We start from the raw sequence: 15,424 nt of genomic DNA, 5'->3' as shown, positions 1-15,424 counted from the left end.
CGCCCATCCCTCCTTCTCAGCCTCCCGTCGGCCAAGGCACCTGCGGCGAGCGGTAGTAGTCGATCCCCAGGGCCGTGAACCTCGGCCCCTGCGCCGCGAGGCGCACCTTGTACGTCTCCCAGTCGTGCGTGGACGCCGGTGACCAGCCGAGTTCGGCGACGCCGGGCAGCCGCGGGAACGCCATGTACTCGAGGTGGTCGCTGGTGGACAGCGTCTCCGTCCACAGCGGCGCCTCGACGCCGAGCAGCGCCTGCTGCGGCACTCCGTCCAGGTACGTCGCCGGGTCCCAGTCGTAGGAGCGCCGGACCTCCACCAGTCCCGCCCAGGCCAGGCCGAGCGGTGTGTCCTTGGTGTACTTCATGTCGAGGTAGACCCGGTCCGCGGGCGACAGGATCAGCCGGGTGCCGCTCTTCGCCGCGTCCGCGACCTGCTTGCGTTCGGCGGCGCCCGTCGCGTCGTAGCCCCAGTACTGCGCCACGGCCCCGGCGACCGGCTTCGCCCCGGTCAGCTGGTGCCAGCCGACCACGGTCTTGCCGTACTTCCCGACCACCGCCTGGGCCTTGTCCATGAACGTCACATAGTCCGCGTGGCTCGTGGAGTGCGCCTCGTCGCCCCCGATGTGGAGATAGCGGCCGGGGGTGAGCGCGGCCAGCTCGCGCACCACGTCGTCCACGAAGTCGTACGTCACCGCCTTCGGCGCGCACAGCGAGCTGAAGCCGACGGCCGTGCCGGTGTAGAGCGGGGGCGCGACGCCGTTGCAGTTGAGCTCGGCGTACGAGGCGAGCGCGGAGTTCGTGTGCCCGGGCATGTCGATCTCGGGGACGACCTCCAGGTGGCGGGAGGCGGCGTACGCGACGATCTCGCGGTACTGCGCCTTTGTGTAGTACCCGCCCGGCCCGCCGCCGACCTGGGTGGATCCGCCGTAGGTGGCGAGGCGGGGCCAGGAGTCGACGGCGATGCGCCAGCCCTGGTCGTCCGAGAGGTGCAGATGCAGCTTGTTGATCTTGTAGAGCGCCATCCGGTCGATGTAGAGCTTGACCTGGTCGACGGTGAAGAAGTGCCGGGCGACGTCGAGCATCGCGCCCCGGTAGGCGAACCGCGGGGTGTCGGTGACGGTTCCGCCGGCGACCTGCCAGGGGCCGCGCTGCCGGGTGTCCTTCTCCACGGCGGCCGGCAGGAGCTGACGCAGCGTCTGGACGGCGTGGAAGAGTCCCGCGGGCCTGCGGGCGGTCAGGGTGATCCCGCCGCGCGCGGACTCCAGCCGGTAGCCCTCCTCGCCGAGCGCCCGCTCCGAGGCGCGCAGCCGCAGCCGGATGCCGCCGGGGAGGTCGTCGCGGGTGACGGGCAGGGCGTAGCCGGTGGACGGCCGCAGCAGCCCGGCGAGGTAGTCCCCGATCCGGCGCGCGTCACGGGAGCCGTCGACACGGATGCGGGTGAGGGGGGTGAGCGTGTACGGCGACCCCGCGGGCCGCACCGACGCGGGCGCGGGGACGATCTGGCCGAGCGGTCGGGCGTCGGGCGCGTGGCCGGCGGGGGCCGGTGCGGGACGGGCGCCGATGCAGCCGAGGCCGGCCGCGCCGACGAGGAGCAGTGCACCGAACAGACGGGGGAACGTTCCGGGCAGTCTCACGGGCTGGATCCCTTCTCCGGGCGTCGCAACTGTGGTGCCGCACCTCAACTGCACCGAGGTGTAGACCACTTACTACCCATCAAGGCGGTGACTCCACCCCGCACCGCCCCGGCCGGATGGAACAATCCGCATATGAGCATGGCGGAAATCATCCAGAAGGACGGCACCTGGACCTTCGACGGGGACACGGTGCGGATCGTGCCCGGCTCCGACAAGAGCGTGAGCCTGCTGCGCAAGACCCTCGGGGAGATCGCCGTACCGCTGGAGGCGCTCGCCGGGATCTCCTTCGAACCGGGCAAGAAGTCCGGCCGGCTGCGGCTGAGGCTGCGGGACGGGGCGGACCCGCTGCTCCAGATCACCGGCGGCAAGCTGGACGACGGCTCCGACCCCTACCGGCTGACCGTGGAGAGCGACCGCGGGGGCGTCGCCGAGTACTTCGTGGACGAGGTGCGTAACGCCCTGCTCCTGGACCAGGTCGCCAACGGACCGGTGCAGCGCTATCTGCTGGCCGGCCCCGCGCTGCCGATCACCGTCGGAGCGGGCGACGGCACCGCCACCTTCGACGGCGAGGCGGTCCGCCTCGCGTGGAACTGGAAGACGGAGGAGTCGAAGTCCTCCGGCGGCGCCCGGACCATCCCGCTGGACGACATCGAGTCGGTGGAGTGGCTGCCGTCCGCCGGACTGGAGAACGGCTACCTGCGCTTCTCCGTGGCGAAGGCGCCGACCAAGGCCCCGCCGAAGTACGACCCGCACGCCGTCGAGCTGTGGGGCTTCCGCAAGGATCCGCTGATGGCCCTGGTGGCCGCGGCCGTGGTGGCCCGTCTGCCGCACCCCTACGCCCCCGCTCCCGCCCGTCCGGCGCTCGTGGGGGCCGTCCCCGCTCCCGGCGGCGACGATCACGACGCGCTGCTGAGACGACTGCGCGAGCTGGCCGATCTGCATCAGGCCGGAATACTGACCGATGACGAGTTCACGACCGCCAAACAGGCCGTTCTGAAGCGTCTGTAACGGGCCCCTGCCCGGAATCGGGCAGGATTCTTGCAATAACGGGGAGCGACCCCCCAATATCTACGGGTGCTCGAACCTCGCCAGCCCGGCCGTCTGTCCCACGACGACCTCATCGACCACCTGGTGCGCAGCACCGCGCTCCAGCGCGGTGAGGCGGCCCGGGTGATCCTCGACGTGCTGGCGTACTTCGACGAGAAGACGGAGGAGTTCGTCCGCCGCCGCCACCGTGAGCTGCAGTCGGGTGGCATGGCGAACACGGAGATCTTCGAGCGGATCGCGGCCGAGCTGCCGCACCGCGCCGTGGCGCCGCCGGAGCTCTCGCTCCGCCAGCTGCGCCGCATCGTCTATGGCTGACCGCCGGGCACACGGATCTATGGAGGGGCAAGAAGTCTATGTGCGGAATTGTCGGATACATCGGCAAGCGTGATGTGGCACCGCTGCTGCTGGAAGGCCTGCAGCGGCTGGAGTACCGGGGTTACGACTCCGCGGGCATCGTGATCACGAGCCCCAAGGCGACCGGTCTGAAGATGGTCAAGGCCAAGGGCCGGGTCCGCGACCTGGAGGCCCGCGTCCCCAAGCGCTTCGCCGGCACCACCGGCATCGCCCACACCCGCTGGGCGACCCACGGCGCCCCCAGCGACATCAACTCGCACCCGCACCTGGACCCCGAGAACAAGGTCGCGGTCGTCCACAACGGCATCGTCGACAACGCCGCCGAGCTGCGCGCGAAGCTGGAGGCGGACGGCGTCGTCTTCGCCTCCGAGACCGACACCGAGGTGCTCACCCACCTGATCGCCCGCTCCCAGGCCGAGACGCTGGAGGAGAAGGTCCGCGAGGCGCTCAAGGTCGTCGAGGGCACGTACGGCATCGCCGTCATGCACGCCGACTTCAACGACCGCATCGTGGTGGCCCGCAACGGCTCCCCGGTCGTCCTCGGCATCGGCGAGAAGGAGATGTTCGTCGCCTCGGACGTCGCCGCGCTGATCTCCCACACCCGCCAGATCGTCACCCTCGACGATGGCGAGATGGCCACGCTCAAGGCCGACGACTTCCGCACGTACACGACCTCGGGCACGCGCACCACCGCCACCCCCGAGACCGTCGAGTGGGAGGCCGCCTCGTACGACATGGGCGGCCACGACACGTACATGCACAAGGAGATCTCGGAGCAGTCCGACGCGGTGGACCGTGTCCTGCGCGGCCGCATCGACGAGAAGTTCTCCACCGTGCACCTCGGCGGCCTGAACCTGGACGCCCGCGAGGCCCGCGGCATCCGCCGGGTGAAGATCCTCGGCTGCGGCACCTCGTACCACGCCGGCATGATCGGCGCCTCGCTGATCGAGGGCCTGGCCCGGATTCCCGCGGACGCCGAGCCGGCCTCCGAGTTCCGCTACCGCAACCCGGTCGTGGACCCCGACACCCTCTACATCGCCGTCTCCCAGTCCGGTGAGACGTACGACGTGCTGGCGGCCGTGCAGGAGCTCAAGCGCAAGGGCGCCCGCGTCCTCGGCGTGGTCAACGTGGTGGGCTCCGCGATCGCCCGCGAGGCCGACGGCGGCGTGTACGTGCACGCGGGCCCCGAGGTCTGCGTCGTCTCCACCAAGTGCTTCACCAACACCGTGGTCGCCTTCGGGCTGCTCGCCCTGCACCTGGGCCGCATCCGTGACCTGTCCGTCTCCGAGGGCAAGCGGATCATCGAGGGCCTGCGCAAGCTGCCCGAGCAGATCAGCGAGATCCTGGAGGGCGAGGCGGAGATCAAGAAGCTCGCCGAGGAGTACGCGGGCGCCCAGTCGATGATGTTCATCGGCCGGGTGCGCGGCTACCCGGTGGCGCTCGAGGCCTCGCTGAAGCTCAAGGAGATCTCCTACATCCACGCCGAGGCCTACCCGGCCTCCGAGCTCAAGCACGGCCCGCTGGCGCTCATCGAGCCCGCGCTGCCGACGGTCGCGATCGTCCCCGACGACGAGCTGCTGGAGAAGAACCGCGCGGCCCTGGAGGAGATCAAGGCCCGCAGCGGCAGGATCCTCGCCGTGGCCCACCGCGAGCAGGAGAAGGCCGACCACACGATCATCGTGCCGAAGAACGAGAACGAGCTGGACCCGATCCTGATGGGCATCCCGCTCCAGCTCTTCGCGTACCACACGGCGCTTGCCATGGGCCGGGACATCGACAAGCCGCGCAACCTGGCGAAGTCCGTCACGGTCGAGTAGTCGAGCGGTCGGGACCGGCTCCGTCCGGTCCCCGACACAGGCGGTCCCCCCGCGCAGTCACTGCGCGGGGGACCGCTCTTTCGTCAGCCGGCGCTGCCCTGACGCCGGCCTGCGCGGCCTCAGCCGGTGGCCGTCACTCCCCGGCCGGCAGCGCGTCCCGAGAAGGCCGGCCACTTGGCGAGCGCTGCCGTCGCGCCGTACCAGGCCGCGAGGCCCGCCACCGCGCCGACCCAGCCGCCCGCCTTGGCGAGCCCTCCGTTCTCGGCGAACGACGCGATGCCGAGCAGCAGCAGCGTGACCGTGAGCAGTCCGTAGACGCCCTGGACGAAGAGTCCGCTGCCCGCGGACGCGACGGTGAGGGTCAGCGCCAGCAGCGCCCACAGCAGCAGGAACAGGCCCGCCGCCTCCGCCGACACCTCGGTGCCGACGCCGGTGCCCCAGGTGAACCAGAAGGCACCGAGACCGGCGAACGCCGTGCCGGTACCGGCGCTGCCCGCGCGGAATTCCAGCAGTCCGGCGATGAAGAGGGCGACGCCGCCCACCCAGGTCGCGACGGCCGAGGCGTCGGCCGCCGTCACGTTGTCGATCACGCCGGTGTGGCCGACGCCGAAGGCCAACAGGGTCAGTCCGAGGGCGAGATGACCGAGAGTCGAGGTCGAGGTCGAGGAGGTGGCGGTGCTTCCCGCGGGAACGACGTTGTCCACGGCGGGCTCCCTTCGTGTCCATGTGCAGTTGTGCTGCTACCCAGCGATCGAGAGATACCCTTCACAAGCGCACAATCCACCTCTACGCACGGGTAGTTTCCGTACAGGCAGGGCGAATTGACCTGGCGTCAGGGTCAAGAGGAAGGCGCGGGACCGGCGTTACGGGATGACGATGACGGGGCGCTGCGCACGCCGCGCGAGCCGCCCGGCCACCGAACCGAAGATGCGGCCGACGATCCCGTGGGTGGAACCGACGACGATGGCGTCGGCCGAGTACTCCCGGCCGACCTCCTCCAGTTCATGACAGATGTCGCCGCCGCGCTCGACGAGGATCCACGGGACCTCGGTGAGATAGTCGGCGCAGGCCAGCTCCAGGCCGAGGACCTCGGTGCGGTGATCGGGGACGTCCACGAAGACCGGGGGCTCGCAGCCGGCCCAGACGGTGGTCGGCAGCCGGTTCGCCACATGGACGATGATCAGCCCGGATCCTGAACGTCTGGCCATGCCGATCGCATAGGCGAGCGCGCGCTCACTGGAGGTCGATCCGTCGAAGCCGACGACGACTCCGTGCCGGAAGGCCGGATCGCAGGCATGGCGTGACTGTTCCGCCGCTTGCAGATCCGACGAGGGGTCGGCTACCTGCTTGCGGTCCGCGGGTTCGGGGATTTCGTGACCGGCCATCGGTGTCTCGGCGAAGAAGGTCCTCATCGGGAGGGAACGACATGGCGACGGAGCTGTGTCCGGGAATCATCTTCCCTGGCCCATACCCCCAAGGGTACGGCGACACTCCTCTCCTGCCCAGGCCCTGCCGCCCCAATCGGGCGTTCCAGGGAGCATGCCCGAGGCCGCCCCGTATGGCAATGCCGCTTGGCGTCTACAGCCGTCTGGGCGGGCCTGCGCGGCCGGGTGCGGAAACCGCGCCCGCCACCGGGGTCCGGGGACCGGGTCCGGAGTCCGAGGACCGGGTCAGGGGCGGGACCCGCCGCTCGGACGGCCGCCGGGCACCGGGTGCCGCAGTGACCGGAATGGTTCGTTCCTCGTTGGCACCGCGGTCACCCCGCAGCCTCGAGGGAGCTTCCGTGCCCGCACGCCCGTCCACTCCGTCCGCCCGCGCTCCGCACCGCTCGTCCGAGTCGGCGAGCGACGTGGTCCGCTGGGCCGCGTTCAGCTGCTTTCTCGTCCCCGTCGTCCTCGTCGTCTACGGAACGTCCGTCGGCGGGGCCGCCGCGGCCGCCCTCGGCCTCGCCGCCGTCACCGCGGCCTGCCGGATCCTTCTGCGGCACTCCGAGCGCAACGCGGCCCGGGCGCGCGCCGAGAGCCCGGCGCCGGCCCCCTCGCGGCGCGGGCGGCCGGCCGCGGGGGCGCACCGGGGCGCTCGCCACGGCGGAGGTTGTGCGACCGAAGACTGACCCGTTCGCACGCTCACACCCGTATGATTTCAGCCAACTTCACGTCAGTGGCCCCTCCTTGGGGAAATGGCCTGCCAACCCCCTTGCCACCAGGCAAGAAAGGACCATTCGCGGCGCTTGCACCCTACGGGGACGGGCCATGCGCGTGAGGCGCACTTCCCTGGGCGGCCGTCGAGTGGAACGCTTCGTGATCGAATGCTTCGCGCCAAGTTGCCATGTCGACATAGCGGGGCATGCCGAACTTGTCACGTCGGCGCCACGGGACACAGTAGATTCGATCATGAGTATCGAAGGCTCGGGACTCGTGCAAAACCGAGGGGAAACGTGCAGGAGCGAAAGGCCCGAAAAGAACGGGGAGACGCGAACACCGAGGGGGGCTTAGCGTCATGAGTCAGGACTCCGCCGCGCCGGAGGCAGCACGAAAGCTCTCCGGGCGCCGGCGCCGGGAGGTCGTCGCGGTACTGCTGTTCAGCGGCGGCCCCATCTTTGAGAGTTCCATCCCGCTCTCGGTGTTCGGAATTGACCGTCAGGACGCCGGAGTTCCTCGCTATCGACTGCTCGTCTGCGCAGGCGAGGAAGGCCCGCTGCGGACCACCGGCGGGCTCGAACTGACCGCGCCGTACGGCTTGGAAGCCATCGGCAGAGCAGGAACCGTCGTCGTACCGGCCTGGCGGTCGATCACCTCACCGCCACCGCCGGAAGCGCTCGACGCGCTGCGGCGCGCGCATGAGGAGGGAGCCCGCATCGTCGGACTGTGCACCGGTGCGTTCGTCCTGGCCGCGGCCGGTCTGCTCGACGGCCGTCCGGCGACCACGCACTGGATGTACGCGCCCACGCTGGCGAAACGGTATCCGTCCGTCCATGTGGATCCGCGCGAGCTCTTCGTCGACGACGGCGATGTGCTCACCTCCGCGGGCACGGCGGCCGGAATCGATCTCTGCCTCCACATCGTGCGCACCGACCACGGCACCGAGGCGGCCGGAGCACTGGCCCGCCGGCTGGTGGTGCCACCACGGCGCAGCGGCGGGCAGGAACGCTATCTGGACAGGTCTTTACCTGAGGAAATCGGGTCGGACCCGCTGGCCGAGGTCGTCTCGTGGGCGCTGGAGCATCTCCATGAGCAGTTCGACGTGGAGACACTGGCGGCCCGGGCGTACATGAGCAGGCGCACGTTCGACCGGCGATTCCGTTCCCTGACCGGCAGCGCGCCGCTGCAGTGGCTGATCACCCAGCGGGTGCTCCAGGCGCAGCGGCTGCTGGAGACGTCCGACTACTCGGTCGACGAGGTGGCGGGCCGCTGCGGCTTCCGCTCCCCCGTCGCACTGCGCGGCCACTTCCGGCGGCAGCTGGGTTCGTCCCCGGCCGCGTACCGGGCCGCCTACCGGGTGCGCCGGCCGCAGAGCGAGCCCTCGCCACCGCCGTCGATGGTGGAGTCGGTCGTTCCTGCCCAGGCCAGGCGTGCGGCAGCGGCGACGGGGCACTCCGGCCCCAGCGCCACCTCGCCCGCGCCGCCGGAACTGGGCAAGCCGCCGTCGGAGGCGTACGCGGGTGGCCACGGCCGCCCGAGCCTGCCCGGCCAGCGGAGCGCGCCATAAGGTAGGACGCATGAACGATCGCATGGTGTGGATCGACTGCGAGATGACCGGGCTCTCGTTGACGGACGACGCACTCATCGAGGTGGCCGCACTGGTCACCGACTCGGAACTGAACGTGCTCGGCGACGGGGTGGACATCGTGATCCGCCCGCCGGACGCTGCGCTGGAGACGATGCCCGAGGTGGTGCGCCAGATGCACACCGCCTCGGGTCTCCTCGACGAGCTCGCGGGCGGCACCACGCTCGCAGACGCCGAGGAGCAGGTCCTGGCGTACGTCCGGGGGCATGTGAAGGAGCCCGGCAAGGCCCCTCTGTGCGGCAACTCGGTCGGCACGGACCGCGGCTTCCTGCTGCGCGACATGCCGACGGTGGAGCAGTACCTGCACTACCGGATCGTCGATGTGTCCTCGGTCAAGGAGCTGGCGCGCCGCTGGTACCCGAGGGCGTACTTCAACAGTCCGGAGAAGAACGGCAACCACCGGGCACTGGCCGACATCCGCGAATCCATCGCGGAGCTGCGCTACTACCGGGAGGCGGTCTTCGTGCCGCAGCCCGGACCGGACTCCGACACGGCGAAGACGATCGCCGCGAAGTACGTCCTGCCTGCGGAGTAGAAGGGATGGCGAGCCCCGGGTGAGCGCCCTCACACGGCGCAACAACCCGGGCGCGAGCACCCTGCCGGACCCTGTACACTTTTTCTCGGCCGGTCGGAAAGACCGGTCGTGGTGGGTATAGCTCAGATGGTAGAGCACCTGGTTGTGGTCCAGGATGTCGCGGGTTCGAGTCCCGTTACTCACCCTTCTCGATCAAGGCCCCGGTCCTCGGACCGGGGCCTTGATCGTTTCCGGCGTCCGCCGCCGGGCCCCGGCGGCGCCCGGACCGCGCCTACGACGAGTCGCGCACGATCAGCTCCGTGGGGAGCACGACCTGCGGACACCGGCCCGTCCGGCCGGTGATCTCCTGGAGCAGCAGCTCGGCCATCGTGCGGCCCATCTCCTCGATCGGCTGGCGCACGCTGGTCAGCGGCGGGTCCATGTGGCGGGCCACGGCCGAGTCGTCGAAGCCCACCAGCGCCACGTCGTCCGGAACCCGGCGGCCGGCTTCCCGCAGCACCTGACGGGCACCCGCCGCCATCACGTCGGAGGCCGCGAAGACCGCGTCCAGGTCGGGGCAGCGCCGCAGCAGCTCCGCCATGGCGCGGCGGCCGCCCTCCTCGGTGAAGTCGGCCGGCGCCGTCAGCGCCGGGTCCGGTGCCAGACCGGCCGCCTCCAGCGCCGCGCGGTAGCCCGCCTGGCGGCACTGGGCTCCGTACACGTCCAGTCGCCCGGTGATCGTCGCGATCCGGCGGCGGCCACGGCCGGCCAGATGGGTCACGGCGGTGCGGGCGCCCCCGAAGTTGTCGGAGTCCACCGCGACCAGCGTCTCGTCGGCCGACCGGCGGCCGCTGATCACGGCCGGCATGGAGAGCTGCTCCAGCATGTCGGGGATCGGGTCGTCGGCGTGCACGGAGACGAGCAGGACGCCGTCGACCCGGTGGGCGGCCAGATACTGCGCGAGCCGGCGGCGCTCGCGGTCACCGGCGGCGAGCGTCAGCAGGAGCTGCATCTCGGTCTCGGCGAGCGCCGCCCCCACCCCGCGCACCATGTCGGAGAAGTACGGCTCGGCGAAGAAGCGGGCCTCGGGCTCCGGGACGACCAGGGCGATGGAGTCGGTGCGATTGGCGGCCAGGGCGCGGGCCGCACGGTTGGGCACATAGCCCAATTCGGCGACGGCGGCCTCGACGGCGGCCCGGGTGGTCTCGCTGACCCGGGGCGAACCGTTGATCACCCGGGAGACCGTGCCCCGTCCCACTCCGGCGCGAGCCGCGACCTCTTCGAGCGTGGGCCGGCCGGTGCCCCGCCCGCCGTTCCGCGTACGGATCATCCGAGACACCATGTCCGCCTCCCCAGGGCTGCCTGGTCCGAAAACATAACGGGTCGGGTGTCTTGACACCCCCTCAGGGAGCCGCGACCCTTCAACACATCACGCATGGGAGCGCTCCCACCGTACCGGACTCATACACAACCCGCACCTTCCCCGCCCGGGCCGCTCGGCATCAACGGGACTGCTTCGCAGGCTGGTTGACCGGCGGGTCGGCGCGTCAGGGCACAAGGAGGACGCAATGCGCAGGGCAGTCATCCTCGCGGTCGTCGCCGCGCTCGGGGCCGGTCTGTTGGCCGGCTGTGCCGAGGACAGCGACGATCCCGCCGGCAGCTCGTCCGACGACGGCGGCGGGGGCAAGGGCAGGACGACTCTGACGGTCGGGGTCTTCGGGGCCTTCGGTCTCAAGGAGGCCGGGCTCTACGACGAGTACATGAAGCTCAACAAGAACATCGTGATCAAGCAGACATCGATCGAGCGGAACGAGAACTACTACCCGCAGCTCCTCACCCACCTCGGCAGCGGCAGCGGACTGGCCGACATCCAGGCGGTCGAGGTCAACAACATCGCCGAGATCACCGCGACGCAGTCCGGCAAGCTGGTCGACCTGGGCAAGGCGGCGGGCGTGCAGAAGGACGCCTTCCTGCCCTGGAAGTGGGAGCAGGCGACCAAGGACGGCAAGACGATCGCCCTCGGTACCGACATAGGCCCGCAGGGCATCTGCTACCGCAAGGACCTCTTCGCCAAGGCCGGACTGCCCAGCGACCGTGAGGCGGTCGGCAAGCTGTGGGCGGGCGACTGGAACAAGTACCTCGCCGCGGGCAAGCAGTTCAAGGCCAAGGCACCCAAGGGCACGTCCTTCGTCGACTCCGCCTCCGGGGTGATGGCGGCGATCACCGGCAGCAACGAGAACCGCTTCTACGACAAGGACGGCAAGATCGTCTACAAGACGAACCCGGCCGTGAAGGAGGCCTGGGACATCGCGGCGGAGTTCGCCTCCGCGGGACTGACCGGCAAACTCCAGCAGTTCACCCCCGCCTGGGACCAGGGCTACGCCAACGGCACCTTCGCGACCGTGTCCTGCCCGGCCTGGATGCTCGGCTACATCCAGGACAAGGCGGGAGCCGCGGGCAAGGACAAGTGGGACGTGGCAGCGGCGCCCAAGCCCAGCAACTGGGGCGGCTCCTTCCTCACCGTCCCCTCGGCCGGCAAGAACACCGAGGAGGCCGCCAAGCTCGCGGCCTGGCTGACCGCACCGGCCCAGCAGGCGAAGCTGTTCGCCAAGCGCGGCAGCTTCCCGAGCGCCCAGGCGGCGTACTCCCTGCCGGAGGTCGCGGGCGCCAAGCACGCCTACTTCGGCAACGCGCCCATCGGGCAGATCTTCTCCAAGGCCGCCGAGGGTGTGCCGGTCCAGATCCTGGGGCCGAAGGACCTGATCATCGCGCAGAACCTGGCCGACATCGGAATGCTCCAGGTCGACCAGAAGGGCCGTTCCTCGCAAGCGGGATGGGACGCGGCCGTCAAGGCGATCGACAACGCGCTGGACCAGTGACCGGTATGGCAAGTGACGCACCGGCCGCCGCGCCCTCCCTGGGGGAGGAGGGCGCGGCTCTGCGCCCGCCCGAAAAGGCGGGGCACGACGAGCGACGGCGGGCCAGACGCAGCCGCCGCTACCGGCAGGACGTGCGGTGGAGCCCGTACGCCTTCGTCGCGCCGTTCTTCCTGTTCTTCCTGGCCTTCGGGCTCTTCCCGCTCCTCTACACCGGCTGGGCCTCGCTGCACCGGGTGGAGCTGACGGCGCCCACCGACATGGAATGGGTGGGGCTGCGGAACTTCTCGCGGCTGCTGGAGGACGAGTTCTTCTGGAACGCGCTCCAGAACACCGTCACGATCGGGCTGATCTCCACGGTGCCGCAGCTGCTGATCGCGCTCGGCATCGCGCATCTGCTCAACTACCGGCTGCGCGGCTCGATGTTCTTCCGGGTGGCGGCGCTGACGCCGTACGCGACCTCGGTCGCCGCGGCCACCCTCGTCTTCGTGCTGCTCTTCGGGCGCGACTACGGAATGATCAACTGGGCGCTGGGCATGGTGGGTTTCGACCACATCGACTGGCAGAACGGCCGGTGGACCTCGCAGCTCGCCGTGTCCACCATCGTGATCTGGCGCTGGACCGGGTACAACGCGCTGATCTATCTGGCCGCGATGCAGGCCATCCCGAACGACCTGTACGAGTCGGCGGCACTGGACGGGGCCTCGCGCTGGCAGCAGTTCCTGCATGTCACGGTCCCCTCGCTGCGGCCGACGATCCTGTTCACCTGTGTGGTCTCGACGATCGGCGCGACACAGCTGTTCGGCGAGCCGCTGCTGTTCAACGGCGGTGCGGGCGCCACCGGCGGCGCCGACCACCAGTTCCAGACCCTCGGCCTGTATCTGTACGAGCAGGGCTGGGTGAATCTGCATCTGGGCCGTGCCTCGGCGATCGCCTGGGCGATGTTCCTGATCCTGTTGGTGATCGGCGCGGTGAACTGGCTGCTCGCCCGGCGTCTGAGCAAGAGTGCGTAGGGGGACGGCCATGACGAATCCGCTGAGCGCCAAGCGTGCCGGACGCCAGTTCCACGGCGGCCGGATCACCCATGCCGTCCTGATCCTCTTCACCATCGGCTCGCTGTTCCCGCTGGTGTGGACGGCGGTGGCGGCCTCCAGGAACAACTCCCGTCTCGCGCAGACTCCCCCGCCCTTCTGGTTCGGCGGCAATCTCTTCAAGAACCTGGAGATCGCCTGGACCGACGCCAACATGGGTGCGGCCCTGCTCAACACCACCATCGTCGCGGGCTCGATCGCCGCGGGGACGGTCCTCTTCTCCACCCTCGCCGGCTTCGCCTTCGCCAAGCTGCGGTTCCGGTTCAAGAACCTCCTGCTGCTGCTGGTGATCGGCACGATGATGGTGCCGCCGCAGCTCAGCGTCGTACCGCTGTACATGCTCATCGCCGAACTGTCCTGGACCGACCAGCTGCAGTCCGTCATCCTGCCCACGCTGGTGAGCGCCTTCGGGGTGTTCTTCATGCGCCAGTACCTCGTCGGGGCGCTGCCCACCGAGCTGATCGAGGCGGCCCGGGTGGACGGCGCGAACAGCTGGCGCGTGGTGTGGCACATCGTCTTCCCCGCGGCGCGGCCGGCCATGGCGGTGCTGGGGATGCTGACCTTCGTGATGGCCTGGAACGACTTCTTCTGGCCGATCATCGCGCTGACCCAGAACGGCAGTCCGACCGTGCAGGTCGCGCTGACCGGGCTCGGCCGCGGCTACATCCCCGACCAGTCGGTGATCATGGCGGGCGCGCTGCTGGGCACGCTGCCGCTGCTCATCGCCTTCGTCGTGTTCGGCAAGCACATCGTCGGCGGCATCATGCAGGGCGCCGTCAAGGGCTGAAGCCGGGGCCGGGCCCCGTCGCTCCCCTCTGCCGTCCTCTCGTTCCTACATCCATGTTGGGAGCTCATCCATGTCCGTCAGCTTTCCGCCCGGATTCCTGTGGGGCACCGCGACCGCCGCGTACCAGATCGAGGGCGCCGTACGTGAGGGCGGCCGTACGGCGTCGATCTGGGACACCTTCAGTCACACCCCGGGCCGGACCGAGAACGGGGACACCGGCGACATCGCCACCGACCACTTCCACCGCCGCGCCGCGGACGTGCGGCTGATGGCGGACCTGGGGGTGGGCGCCTACCGCTTCTCGGTGTCCTGGCCGCGTGTGCAGCCCACCGGCCGCGGCCCCGCCGTCCAGCAGGGCCTCGACTTCTACCGGGGCCTGGTCGACGATCTGCTCGACCACGGCATCCGGCCGGTGCTCACGCTCTACCACTGGGACCTTCCCCAGGAGCTGGAGTCGGCGGGCGGCTGGCCCGACCGGGAGACGGCGTACCGGTTCGCCGAGTACGCCGGGATCGTGGCCGGCGCGCTCGGCGACCGGGTGGACCTGTGGACCACCCTCAACGAGCCCTGGTGCAGCGCCTTTCTGGGCTACGGCTCCGGTGTGCACGCCCCCGGCCGCACCGACCCGGTGGCAGCCCTGCGGGCCGCGCACCATCTCAATCTGGGCCACGGCCTCGCCGTCCAGGCGCTGCGCGCCTCCCTGCCCGCCGACGCGCAGCTCTCCATCAGCCTCAATCCGAGCGTCGTCCGGCCGCTGAGCCAGAGCCCCGGGGACCTGGACGCGGCGCGCCGTATCGACGCGCTGGCGAACCGGGTGTTCGCCGATCCGCTGCTCCGGGGCTCCTATCCGGAGGACCTCTTCACGGACACGGCACGGCTCACCGACTGGTCCTTCGTCCACGACGGCGACACGACGGCGATCCGGCAGCCGCTGGACTGGCTGGGGCTGAACTACTACGCGCCGGCGCTGGTGTCGGCCGCCGACGGTGGCACCGCCGAGCGCAACGACGGCCACGGAGCGAGCGAGCACTCCCCCTGGCCGGGCGCCGACGCGGTCACCTTCCACCAACCACCCGGCGAACGCACCGAGATGGGCTGGTCGATCGACCCGACGGGACTGTACGACCTGCTGATGACCTATACGCACAAGGCGTCGGGCGTGCCGCTGATGATCACCGAGAACGGGGCCGCCTGCGACGACAAGCCGGCCGCCGACGGCACGGTCCACGACCCGGAGCGCATCGCCTATCTGCACGGCCATCTCGCGGCGGTCCACCGGGCGATCGCCGACGGAGCCGATGTGCGCGGCTACTTCCTCTGGTCCCTGCTGGACAACTTCGAGTGGTCCTACGGGTACAGCAAGCGCTTCGGGGCGGTGTACGTGGACTACGAGACCCAGGTCCGTACGCCCAAGTCGAGCGCGCGCTGGTACGCGGAGGTGGCACGGACGGGTGCGCTGCCGGGTGCGTCCCCGGCCTGACCGTCCGGGGGTTGTCCCCACCCCCGAGTGACCTGTGGGCGC

General features: G+C 70.3%; 14 protein-coding genes and 1 tRNA gene. 11 read left to right on the top strand and 4 right to left on the bottom strand.

The features are described from left to right. Window positions 1–16: 16 nt before the first annotated feature. On the bottom strand, window positions 17–1,630 hold the full coding sequence (locus RPQ07_RS23765; protein ID WP_313946197.1) for a beta-N-acetylhexosaminidase: 1,614 nt from the start codon (window positions 1,628–1,630) through the stop codon (window positions 17–19). Window positions 1,631–1,768: 138 nt separating this feature from the next. On the opposite strand from RPQ07_RS23765, the gene RPQ07_RS23760 reads away from it, so the two are divergent. The 3 genes from RPQ07_RS23760 (at window position 1,769) to glmS (ending at window position 4,848) form a co-directional block, all read left to right on the top strand. Beyond that, window positions 1,769–2,638: a DUF4429 domain-containing protein gene (locus RPQ07_RS23760; protein ID WP_313949002.1), complete on the top strand. Its 870-nt coding sequence runs from the start codon at window positions 1,769–1,771 to the stop codon at window positions 2,636–2,638. Window positions 2,639–2,704: 66 nt separating this feature from the next. Next, the gene (locus RPQ07_RS23755; protein WP_313946196.1) at window positions 2,705–2,992 is read left to right on the top strand and encodes a hypothetical protein; all 288 of its coding nucleotides are present in this window, start codon (window positions 2,705–2,707) and stop codon (window positions 2,990–2,992) included. A 38-nt stretch (window positions 2,993–3,030) separates the two neighbouring features. Then, window positions 3,031–4,848 (top strand): glutamine--fructose-6-phosphate transaminase (isomerizing), encoded by a 1,818-nt coding sequence (glmS, locus tag RPQ07_RS23750; RefSeq protein ID WP_313946195.1) that lies wholly within the window; start codon window positions 3,031–3,033, stop codon window positions 4,846–4,848. A 119-nt stretch (window positions 4,849–4,967) separates the two neighbouring features. On the opposite strand, the gene RPQ07_RS23745 is transcribed toward glmS, so the two are convergent. Both RPQ07_RS23745 and RPQ07_RS23740 read right to left on the bottom strand, forming a co-directional pair. Continuing rightward, a complete protein-coding gene (locus tag RPQ07_RS23745; protein ID WP_313946194.1) occupies window positions 4,968–5,552 on the bottom strand; it encodes an acetate uptake transporter in 585 nt (194 codons plus the stop codon). 159 nt (window positions 5,553–5,711) lie between these two features. Then, window positions 5,712–6,233, bottom strand: a complete 522-nt coding sequence (locus RPQ07_RS23740) for a universal stress protein (RefSeq protein ID WP_313949001.1) — start codon at window positions 6,231–6,233, stop codon at window positions 5,712–5,714. Between the two features lie 344 nt (window positions 6,234–6,577). Here RPQ07_RS23740 and RPQ07_RS23735 point away from each other — a divergent pair, with 344 nt between their 5' ends. The 4 genes from RPQ07_RS23735 (at window position 6,578) to RPQ07_RS23720 (ending at window position 9,353) form a co-directional block, all read left to right on the top strand. Beyond that, the gene (locus RPQ07_RS23735) at window positions 6,578–6,961 is read left to right on the top strand and encodes a hypothetical protein (RefSeq protein WP_413777849.1); all 384 of its coding nucleotides are present in this window, start codon (window positions 6,578–6,580) and stop codon (window positions 6,959–6,961) included. Between the two features lie 386 nt (window positions 6,962–7,347). Continuing rightward, window positions 7,348–8,556 carry a GlxA family transcriptional regulator gene (locus RPQ07_RS23730; protein WP_313946192.1) on the top strand — a complete coding sequence of 403 codons (1,209 nt, stop codon included), beginning with the start codon at window positions 7,348–7,350 and terminating at the stop codon, window positions 8,554–8,556. 10 nt (window positions 8,557–8,566) lie between these two features. Further along, window positions 8,567–9,169, top strand: coding sequence for an oligoribonuclease (gene orn, locus RPQ07_RS23725; protein WP_313946191.1), 603 nt, complete (start codon window positions 8,567–8,569; stop codon window positions 9,167–9,169). A gap of 111 nt (window positions 9,170–9,280) precedes the next feature. Beyond that, window positions 9,281–9,353 (top strand) — tRNA-His (locus RPQ07_RS23720). Between the two features lie 87 nt (window positions 9,354–9,440). Here the strand turns inward: RPQ07_RS23720 and RPQ07_RS23715 are convergent. Then, window positions 9,441–10,478 (bottom strand): LacI family DNA-binding transcriptional regulator, encoded by a 1,038-nt coding sequence (locus RPQ07_RS23715; RefSeq protein WP_313946190.1) that lies wholly within the window; start codon window positions 10,476–10,478, stop codon window positions 9,441–9,443. 238 nt (window positions 10,479–10,716) lie between these two features. Here RPQ07_RS23715 and RPQ07_RS23710 point away from each other — a divergent pair, with 238 nt between their 5' ends. From RPQ07_RS23710 to RPQ07_RS23695, 4 genes are all read left to right on the top strand, one after another. Then, a complete protein-coding gene (locus RPQ07_RS23710; protein WP_313946189.1) occupies window positions 10,717–12,027 on the top strand; it encodes an ABC transporter substrate-binding protein in 1,311 nt (436 codons plus the stop codon). A gap of 5 nt (window positions 12,028–12,032) precedes the next feature. Further along, window positions 12,033–13,037 (top strand): sugar ABC transporter permease, encoded by a 1,005-nt coding sequence (locus RPQ07_RS23705; RefSeq protein WP_313946188.1) that lies wholly within the window; start codon window positions 12,033–12,035, stop codon window positions 13,035–13,037. 10 nt (window positions 13,038–13,047) lie between these two features. Beyond that, window positions 13,048–13,902 carry a carbohydrate ABC transporter permease gene (locus tag RPQ07_RS23700; RefSeq protein WP_313946187.1) on the top strand — a complete coding sequence of 285 codons (855 nt, stop codon included), beginning with the start codon at window positions 13,048–13,050 and terminating at the stop codon, window positions 13,900–13,902. 70 nt (window positions 13,903–13,972) lie between these two features. Further along, window positions 13,973–15,382: a GH1 family beta-glucosidase gene (locus RPQ07_RS23695; protein ID WP_313946186.1), complete on the top strand. Its 1,410-nt coding sequence runs from the start codon at window positions 13,973–13,975 to the stop codon at window positions 15,380–15,382. Window positions 15,383–15,424 lie beyond the last annotated feature (42 nt).

This window comes from Streptomyces sp. AM8-1-1, from assembly GCF_032229325.1.
In the GTDB taxonomy this organism is placed as follows: domain Bacteria; phylum Actinomycetota; class Actinomycetes; order Streptomycetales; family Streptomycetaceae; genus Streptomyces; species Streptomyces achmelvichensis.
The sequence above is the reverse complement of the archived record's forward strand: the minus strand, read 5'-3'. Positions and strand labels throughout refer to the sequence as shown.